The organism is Mesorhizobium sp. B2-1-3A (assembly GCF_006442655.1).
Lineage (GTDB): Bacteria > Pseudomonadota > Alphaproteobacteria > Rhizobiales > Rhizobiaceae > Mesorhizobium.
Genome location: NZ_VFWK01000010.1, coordinates 140671 through 148993 on the forward strand (window position 1 = coordinate 140671; position 8323 = coordinate 148993).

At 65.9% G+C, this 8323-nt stretch carries 7 protein-coding genes; 5 read left to right on the forward strand and 2 right to left on the reverse strand.

All coding sequences use genetic code 11. From position 1 onward, the window contains the following. Positions 1-161 precede the first annotated feature (161 nt). The gene (locus tag FJ977_RS33315) at positions 162-1031 is read right to left on the reverse strand and encodes a transglutaminase family protein (protein ID WP_140776697.1); all 870 of its coding nucleotides are present in this window, start codon (positions 1029-1031) and stop codon (positions 162-164) included. A 169-nt stretch (positions 1032-1200) separates the two neighbouring features. Here FJ977_RS33315 and FJ977_RS33320 point away from each other — a divergent pair, with 169 nt between their 5' ends. Then, positions 1201-1866: an HAD-IA family hydrolase gene (locus FJ977_RS33320; protein ID WP_140776699.1), complete on the forward strand. Its 666-nt coding sequence runs from the start codon at positions 1201-1203 to the stop codon at positions 1864-1866. Positions 1867-1874: 8 nt separating this feature from the next. Here FJ977_RS33320 and FJ977_RS33325 read toward each other — a convergent pair whose 3' ends face one another. Further along, the gene (locus FJ977_RS33325; RefSeq protein WP_140776701.1) at positions 1875-2096 is read right to left on the reverse strand and encodes a DUF1674 domain-containing protein; all 222 of its coding nucleotides are present in this window, start codon (positions 2094-2096) and stop codon (positions 1875-1877) included. A 105-nt stretch (positions 2097-2201) separates the two neighbouring features. Between FJ977_RS33325 and htpX the strand changes: the two genes are divergently transcribed. The 4 genes from htpX to purH all read left to right on the forward strand — a co-directional run bounded on the left by htpX (position 2202) and on the right by purH (position 8221). Further along, positions 2202-3224, forward strand: a complete 1023-nt coding sequence (htpX, locus tag FJ977_RS33330; RefSeq protein WP_140776703.1) for a zinc metalloprotease HtpX — start codon at positions 2202-2204, stop codon at positions 3222-3224. Then, on the forward strand, positions 3221-4609 hold the full coding sequence (locus FJ977_RS33335) for an RsmB/NOP family class I SAM-dependent RNA methyltransferase (RefSeq protein ID WP_181180147.1): 1389 nt from the start codon (positions 3221-3223) through the stop codon (positions 4607-4609). The genes htpX and FJ977_RS33335 overlap by 4 nt, the downstream gene beginning before the upstream one ends. A 147-nt stretch (positions 4610-4756) precedes the next feature. Further along, positions 4757-6481 (forward strand): heparinase II/III family protein, encoded by a 1725-nt coding sequence (locus FJ977_RS33340; protein ID WP_140776707.1) that lies wholly within the window; start codon positions 4757-4759, stop codon positions 6479-6481. A 123-nt stretch (positions 6482-6604) separates the two neighbouring features. Then, positions 6605-8221 carry a bifunctional phosphoribosylaminoimidazolecarboxamide formyltransferase/IMP cyclohydrolase gene (purH, locus tag FJ977_RS33345; RefSeq protein WP_140776709.1) on the forward strand — a complete coding sequence of 539 codons (1617 nt, stop codon included), beginning with the start codon at positions 6605-6607 and terminating at the stop codon, positions 8219-8221. Positions 8222-8323: the final 102 nt, after the last annotated feature.

An 8323-nucleotide genomic window follows, 5' to 3' on the forward strand; every position in this document is an offset into this window, starting at 1 on the left:
ATCACGCAGTGGTCGACGCCGTCCTGTTGCGGCACAGGCCTTCTGTGCCGAAGCGGATCACTGTCCCGAAATTGCGGGACAGAAATGCTGCGGCAGAGAACCAGGGTGCCTTGAGATTTTAAGGTCAGGCCGTTTGCAGGCCGGCAGAATATCGATGCGCCTCAAGCCAGCATCTGTGCGCTCACTGTCCTGTCGATGCCGTGATGAGGCGGATTGAATAGCTTGCCTTCCTGTTCGTAGGTCCACACCTTGAAAAGGGCGAGCCGGTGCGGGCCGAAGCTGTGCAGCAAGGGCACATCGGTGGCGTCGCGGCCGCGCGCGATGACGACGCGGCCGGTTCTGGGCCGGTTATGGCGTGGATCGAACGTGTACCACTTGCCGTCGAGGAACACCTCCATCCAGGCCGAGAAATCCATCGGCGCCGGATCGATCGGTACGCCGATATCCCCGAGATAGCCGTTCACGTAACGCGCCGGAATGTTCATGCAGCGGCAAAGCGTGATCGCCAGATGGGCGAAGTCACGGCAGACCCCGACCCGTTCCTCATGCGCCTGCGCCGCCGTGCGGGTCGAACGCGCATAGCCATAGCCGAACGACAGCCGGTTGTGGACATAGTCGACGATCGCCTGCACCCGCGCCCAGCCGGACGGAAGATGACCGAACAATTGCCAGGCGAGGTTGCTGAGGTGATCTGTCTCGCAGTAGCGGCTGCCGAGGAGATAACCCAGCACCTCGTCAGGCAACTCGGCCACCGGCACTTCCCTGGCCAGCGTGTTGACCTCGTCCGTCTCGCCGCTGTCCTCGACGACCGCGTCATAGAGGATGCGAAACGTACCGGCAGGCGCGGTGAAGCGGCGGCAGCCATTGCCATGCAGGTCGTGATAGAGCCTGGTCGGCACAGCAGGCGAGGTCAGCACGCGCGTCTGCCGCTTGATGTCGGCCTGTCTGTCCTTGTGGATCTCCAGCAGCGAAATCACAGGAGTGGCCTCGGTGCATTCAATAGCGATTTCGTAGCCGAGCCGGATCAGCATCGCACGTCCCCTTCGATCGTCATGGAAAGCAGGTGCCGTTGAAACGTCGCAATGTGGCGGTGGTTCCCTGGACCGCCCCAAAATACGCCTCGCGCCTTTCCATGTCGGTGGCTTGACGTTACGGTTGGGCCTTCCCTCGACAGGCTCCCCCCGGACTTCAAGGAAAATCATGTTTTCTGGCAGAAAATTCGCCGCCTTCCTCTTCGACATGGACGGCACCCTCGTCAATTCCATCGCCTCGGCGGAGCGGGTGTGGAGCGATTGGGCACGCCGCCATGGTCTTGACGTCGCCGCCTTCCTGCCGACCATCCATGGCGTGCGGGCGATCGAGACCATCACCAACCTTGCCCTTCCAGGCGTCGATCCGGCGCATGAGGCCGACCTGCTGCTGAAGGCCGAGGCCGACGATCTGGATGGCATTGTCCAGATCCCCGGCGCCGTGGCGTTTCTCAATGCGTTGCCAAGCGCAAGCTGGGCGATCGTAACCTCGGCGCCACGTTCCTTGGCGCTGGCGCGCATGAAGGCCGCCGGCATTCCGGTTCCCGCCGTCCTCGTCGCCGCGGAAGACGTTTCCCGCGGCAAGCCGGCGCCCGACTGCTTCCAGCTGGGAGCGGAACGGCTCGGCGTCGATGCGCGCGACTGCCTTGTCTTCGAGGATGCTCCGGCCGGCATCTCGGCGGCCGAGGCCGCGCAAGCCGCGGTCATGGTGATCAGCGCCACACACGCGCATCCGTTGCCGACGCACCATGCAGCCATCGCTGGCTACGACGATGTCGGTATCACTATCGACGAGCGCGGTTGGCTGGCGCTTGAGCGGCAGCGCAACGCTGCCTAGACGAACCCCTAGAAATCGCTGGTCAGGCCCTTGACCTCCCAGTCGCCATAGCGGCCGGGTTCCTTGCCACCACGGCCGCCGAGTTCCTTCGGCAGGGCGGCTTCCTTCTCGCGATATTCGGTGCGCCGGGCCTCGGCCTCGGCCAGCGCCCGCCGTGCGGCCGGCGTCAGCTCCTTCGGCAAGGCGTCGCCGTCGGTTTCGGCGGGCGTTTTACTGGTTTCGTCGGTCATGCGATATTCCCCGCGGATTGAAACAGCGGCAGCTCTTTCCCATCATATAGCCATGAAACCGAGACTATCGACCTCTTTTTGCCACCACCACGACAGGAGCAGACGATGAACACTCTCCGCACCGCCATGCTTCTTGCCGCGATGACGGCGCTGTTCATGGGCGTCGGTTTCCTGATCGGCGGTTCGGGCGGGATGATGATCGCGCTGCTGATCGCCGCCGGCACCAATCTGTTCAGCTACTGGAACGCCGACAAGATGGTGCTGTCGATGAACCATGCCGTCGAGGTCGACGAGAAGAACGCACCGGAATATTACGCCATCGTCCAGGCGCTGGCCAAGCAGGCCGGGCTGCCGATGCCGAAAACCTATCTGATCGACAATCCGCAGCCGAACGCCTTCGCCACCGGCCGCAACCCGCAGAACGCGGCGGTCGCCGCCTCCACCGGCCTGTTGCAGCGGTTGAGCCACGAGGAGGTCGCGGCGGTCATGGCGCACGAGCTCGCCCATGTCCAGCATCGCGACACGCTGACCATGACCATCGTCGCCACCTTTGCCGGCGCCATCTCGATGCTGGGCAATTTCGCGTTTTTCCTCGGCGGCAATCGCGACAACAACAACCCGCTCGGCTTTGTCGGTGTGCTGGCGGCGATGATCGTGGCGCCCTTCGCCGCCATGATCGTGCAGATGGCGGTCAGCCGCACACGCGAATACGAGGCCGACCGGCGCGGCGCCGAAATCTGTGGACACCCGCTCTGGCTGGCATCCGCGCTTGACAAGATCGCCCGCGGCGCCGAACGCATTCCCAACCCCGATGCGGAGCGCAATCCGGCAATGGCGCATCTCTTCATCATCAATCCCCTGCATGGCGAGCGCATGGACAATCTGTTCTCCACCCACCCGAGCACCGAGAACCGCATCGCCGCGTTGCAGGAGATGGCGCGCGGGATGGGCGACGGTGCGGTACGCACCCCCCAACGCCAGGCGCCGGTTCCGTCGCAGGCCGACGAGCAGCAGTCGGCCGGCCCCTGGGGCAAGCCGGCCGCTGCCGAACCGCCGGCTGAACCGGCCAAGCCGAAACCCAATCCATGGGGTCGCAACCCGACCGGGCCCAAAGGCCGGTGGTCGTGAGCGTGGCAGGCAGAACATCTCGGCGCACAGGCTCAGGCGATCAGGGCCACAAGGACGGCGGCGAATTCGTCGCCGGTCTCGCCGCCCGCAAGGCGGCGGCTCGGCTGCTTGCCGCCGTCATCGACGCAAGGACGCCGCTCGACGGCTTGACCGACCACGAAAACGGCCATCCGCAATACAGGGCGCTCGACCTGCGTGACCGTGGCCTGGTGCGCGCCATCCTGGTCACCGCGCTGCGCTATCGCATGACCATCACCGGGCTGCTGGCAAAGCGACTGGAAAAGCCGCTGCCGCCCAATGCCACCGCTTTGTCGCACATACTGCATGTGGCGGCGGCGCAGATCCTGTTCCTCGACATTCCCGACAGCGCCGCCGTCGACCTCGCGGTCACCCACGCCAAGTCCGATCCGCGCACGCAGCGTTTTTCCGGCCTGGTCAATGGCGTGCTGCGCACGCTGGCTCGAGCCAAGGAAACCGAACTGCCGGCCGCCCTTGCCGCCACCGACGAAGCGCCGAAATGGTTTTCAGACCGGCTGAAGGCCGCCTATGGCGCGGACAAGACCCGACAGATCCTGGTGGCGCATCGCCATGAGGCGCCGGTCGATTTCTCGGTGAAGGCCGATCCCGAACTGTGGGCCGAAAGGCTTGGTGGTACCGTGCTGCCGACCGGCACGGTGCGCGTGGAAAATCTTGTCGGCGCGGTCACCGACCTGCCGGGCTTCGCCGAAGGCGCCTGGTGGGTACAGGATGCGGCGGCCAGTCTGCCGGCAAAACTATTCGGCGATGCCAGGGGATTGCGTGTGGCCGATCTCTGCGCGGCGCCCGGCGGCAAGACCGCCCAGCTGATCCTGGCCGGCGCCAGGGTCACCGCCGTCGACACCTCGAAGAACCGGCTGGCGCGGCTGGCGCAGAATCTCGACCGCCTCGGCCTCTCGGCCGACATCGTCCAGGCCGACCTGCTCGAATACGAGCCCGCGGAGCTGTTCGACGCCGTGCTTCTCGACGCGCCCTGCTCGTCGACCGGCACGGTACGCCGCCACCCCGACGTGCCGTGGACCAAGACCATGGCCGATGTCGAAAAGCTCGCCGACCTGCAACGCAGGCTGCTCACCCGCGCCGTCACCCTGGTCAAGCCCGGTGGCAGGATCGTCTTTTCCAACTGTTCGCTCGACCCGCTCGAAGGCGAGGATCTTTATCGCGCTTTCCTCAAGCAATCGCCTGATGTCGTCGACGATCCCCTGCATCAGGGCGAGATCGCCAGCATCGATTCGTTCCTGACGAAACAAGGCACGCTGCGCACCACGCCAGCCGATCTCGATCTCGGCGCGCCGGAGCGCTCCGGCCTGGACGGCTTCTTCGCCGCCCGCATGCGGCGCGCCGGCTGAATATGTAAGCATCCGGATTTGCTGACTTTTTTAGGGAGGGGATGGGACAAAACCCGGTGAAACGGACCCGATCCCAGGAATTCGCCTTCGCACGAGTCGTTCAATCATGTAACTTGGTGCCGGGGTAGAGGACGACCAGGAGGGCTTTTGGCACTTGCTGCCGGCAACACGACGCGTCTGTGGACGCTGGTCGCGAAGGAGTTCTGGCGCAAAACGCGCCGGCGCCTGCGTGCCGGGCCGATTTATCGCTGGCGCTATTCCGGCCGCACGCCCGAACGCGTCCTGATCGCGCCACCGGACCTGCGCCTCGCCGACCCGCAGATCGCGCTTGAGATCTATTACGGCCGTTACCCCTTGTCGGGGCATCTGGTCGAAACCGGCGGCAAATCGCCTTTCCAGATCAACGTGCCCAACCGCGGCTGGCAGAAGACTCTGCATGGGTTTCGCTGGCTGCGCCACATGCGCGCCGCCGGTACAGAGCTTGCCGCCGCCAATGCGCGTGCCCTGGTGTCCGACTGGATCGCCATGCATGGCAACAACATTGCCGGTGTCGCCTGGGAGCCTGGCACGACGGCCAAGCGCATCATCGCCTGGCTGCAGCATTCCTCCGTCGTGCTGCAGGGAGCCGAATTTCCCTTCTACCGCGCTTTCCTGAAATCGCTGGCCGTCCAGATCCGCTATCTCAGGTCGATGGCGCGCGAAATGCCCGACGGCAAGGACCGGCTTCGTGCCCGCATCGCGCTAGCCTTCGCCGCTCTTTCGCTGCCGGCGCCGGCTTCGGCGCTACGCGGCGCAACCCGCAACCTCGCCGAGGAGCTCAACCGCCAGATCCTCGCCGATGGCGGCCATATCTCGCGCAATCCGATGGCGGTGCTGGAAATCCTCGCCGACCTTTTGCCGCTGCGCCAGACCTACGCCAACCAGGCCGAGACCCCGCCGCAGGCGCTGATCGGCGCCATCGACCGCATGCTGCCGGCGCTGCGCTTCTTCCGCCACCAGGATGGCAGCCTCGCGCGCTTCAACGGCATGGGCGCCACCATCCATGACCGCATCGCCACCATCCTGCGCCATGACGACACCGCCGGCGCACCCCTGCTGCACGCGCCGCATTCGGGCTATGAGCGGCTGTCGATGGGCGGCGTCACGGTCATTGCCGACACCGGCCTGCCGCCGCCGGTCGACGTCTCCAACGCCGCGCATGCAGGCTGCCTCGCCTTCGAACTGTCGTCCGGCCGCCAGCATTATATCGTCAATGCCGGCATCGACACCTATGGCGCCGCCGAATTCCGGCCGCTGGCGCGCGCCACCGCCGCGCACTCGACCGCCACCATCAACGACACCTCGTCGGCTCGCTTCAGCCATTCGCTGCGGGTCAACGACCTGCTCGGTTCGCCGCTGATCGGCGGCCCGCAGCATGTGCAGTGCAAGCGCATCGACCAGAAGGGCGTCCAGGGCTTCATCGCTCGCCATGACGGCTATATCCAGCGGTTCGGCTTCCTGCATGAGCGCGAGCTGAAGCTGTCGACGGACGGCAATGTGCTGGCCGGCAGGGACCGGTTCCAGCGGCCCGGCAATGCCTCGATCCGCAACAATGGCCGCGACTTCATCACCGTGCGCTTCCACGTCCATCCCGACATCAACCTGCTGCAGGACGAGCACGACCGCCTGGTGCTGACCGCCGACCAGGCCGACAGCTGGGTATTCACGTCAGGCGAAGTGGTGCCGGAGGTCGAGGAATCGATCTATTTCGCCGGTCTTGGCGGCCCTCGCCGCAGCCGGCAGATCGTGCTTGCCTTCAAGGCCTCCGAGGTGTCCGAAGTCCACTGGCAGCTGACGCGCACCAGCATCGCCGGCTATCCGGAAAACAATTGATCTTGCCGGCCACCGCTGGAGCATGACGCCGAAAAGTGTGCAGCGCTGGCTTGCCGCTTGATTTCCTGATGTCATGTGCTACGGCGCGGGCTTGCCCCTCCAGCCGTGAAAGGCCGCCAGCCCATGGCCGTCGCCGCCAAGAACATTCCCGCCCCGGATCTCGTCCCCGTGCGCCGTGCCTTGCTCTCGGTTTTCGACAAGACCGGCCTCATCGACTTCGCCAGGGCCTTGGCCGCGGCCGGTGTCGAGCTGGTCTCGACCGGCGGCACGGCCAAGGCGATCGCGGAAGCCGGCATGGCGGTGCGCGACGTCTCCGAGCTCACCGGTTTTCCCGAGATCATGGACGGCCGCGTCAAGACCTTGCATCCGTCGGTGCATGGCGCCCTGCTTGGCGTGCGCGACGACCCGGAGCATGCCATGGCGATGCGCAAATATGGCATCGAGCCGATCGACCTCGTCGTCTCCAATCTCTATCCGTTCGAGGAAGTCCGCCGCTCCGGCGCCGACTATGCGGCGATCGTCGAGAACATCGACATTGGCGGCCCGGCGATGATCCGCGCCTCGGCCAAGAACCACGCCTATGTTGCCATCGTCACCGATCCCGGCGATTACGCTTCGGTGCTGAACGCGCTGGAGATGAACATCGGCTCGCTGTCGCTGGATTTTCGCAAGAAGCTGGCGGCCAAGGCCTTTGCCCGCACCGCCAGCTATGACGCGGCGATTTCCGGCTGGTTCGCCGAGGCGCTGGAGATCGAGCATCCGACCTGGCGCGCCTTCGGCGGCAGGCTGGCCGAGGTGATGCGCTACGGCGAAAACCCGCACCAGGGCGCCGGCTTCTATGTCAATGGCGACAAGCGTCCGGGCGTCGCCACGGCACGACAGCTGCAGGGCAAGCAGCTGTCCTACAACAACATCAACGACACCGACGCCGCCTTCGAACTCACCGGCGAGTTCGACCCTGCCCGCTCCGCCGCTGTCGCCATCATCAAGCACGCCAACCCCTGCGGCGTCGCCGAGGGCGCCTCGCTGAAGGCAGCCTATGCCAAGGCGCTTGCCTGCGATCCGGTCTCTGCCTTCGGCGGCATCGTCGCCGTGAACCGCACCCTCGACGCCGAGGCGGCGGAGGAAATCGTGAAAACCTTCACCGAAGTGATCATCGCGCCCGACGCCACCGAAGAAGCGGCGGCAATCGTCGCGGCGAAGAAGAACCTGCGCCTGCTGGTCACCGGCGGCCTGCCCGACCCGCGCTCGCCCGGCACGACGGTCAAGTCTGTCTCCGGCGGCCTGCTCGTTCAGCGCCGGGACAATGCCGTGGTCGACGACCTCGAGCTGAAAGTGGTGACGAAGCGGGCACCGACGCCGGCTGAGATGGCCGATCTCAAATTCGCCTTCCGCGTCGCCAAGCACGTCAAGTCGAACGCCATCGTCTATGCCAGGGACGGCGCCACCGTCGGCATTGGCGCCGGCCAGATGAGCCGGGTCGATTCCTCCCGCATCGCCGCCCGCAAGGCGCTCGACGCGGCCGAGGCGGCAGGCATGGCCGAACCGCTGACCAAGGGCTCGGTGGTCGCCTCCGACGCGTTCTTCCCCTTCGCCGACGGCCTGCTCTCGGCGATCGAAGCCGGCGCTACGGCGGTGATCCAGCCCGGTGGCTCGATGCGCGATGACGACGTCATCGCCGCGGCCGATGAACATGGCATCGCCATGGTGTTCACCGGGGTCAGGCATTTCAGGCACTGAGCGCGTTTACCCTCCCCTCGATGGGGAGGGTCGGTGCGCTCGCTTGCGAGCGCGCCGGGGTGGGGTGATGGCGCTGCCCCCCCCCCCCCGCCCCGACTCGGC

Coding starts and splice junctions, on each gene's coding strand:
- FJ977_RS33315 (WP_140776697.1), bottom strand. CDS start 1,031: ATGCTGATCCGGCTCGGCTACGAAATCGCTATTGAATGCACCGAGGCC.
- FJ977_RS33320 (WP_140776699.1), top strand. CDS start 1,201: ATGTTTTCTGGCAGAAAATTCGCCGCCTTCCTCTTCGACATGGACGGC.
- FJ977_RS33325 (WP_140776701.1), bottom strand. CDS start 2,096: ATGACCGACGAAACCAGTAAAACGCCCGCCGAAACCGACGGCGACGCC.
- htpX (WP_140776703.1), top strand. CDS start 2,202: ATGAACACTCTCCGCACCGCCATGCTTCTTGCCGCGATGACGGCGCTG.
- purH (WP_140776709.1), top strand. CDS start 6,605: ATGGCCGTCGCCGCCAAGAACATTCCCGCCCCGGATCTCGTCCCCGTG.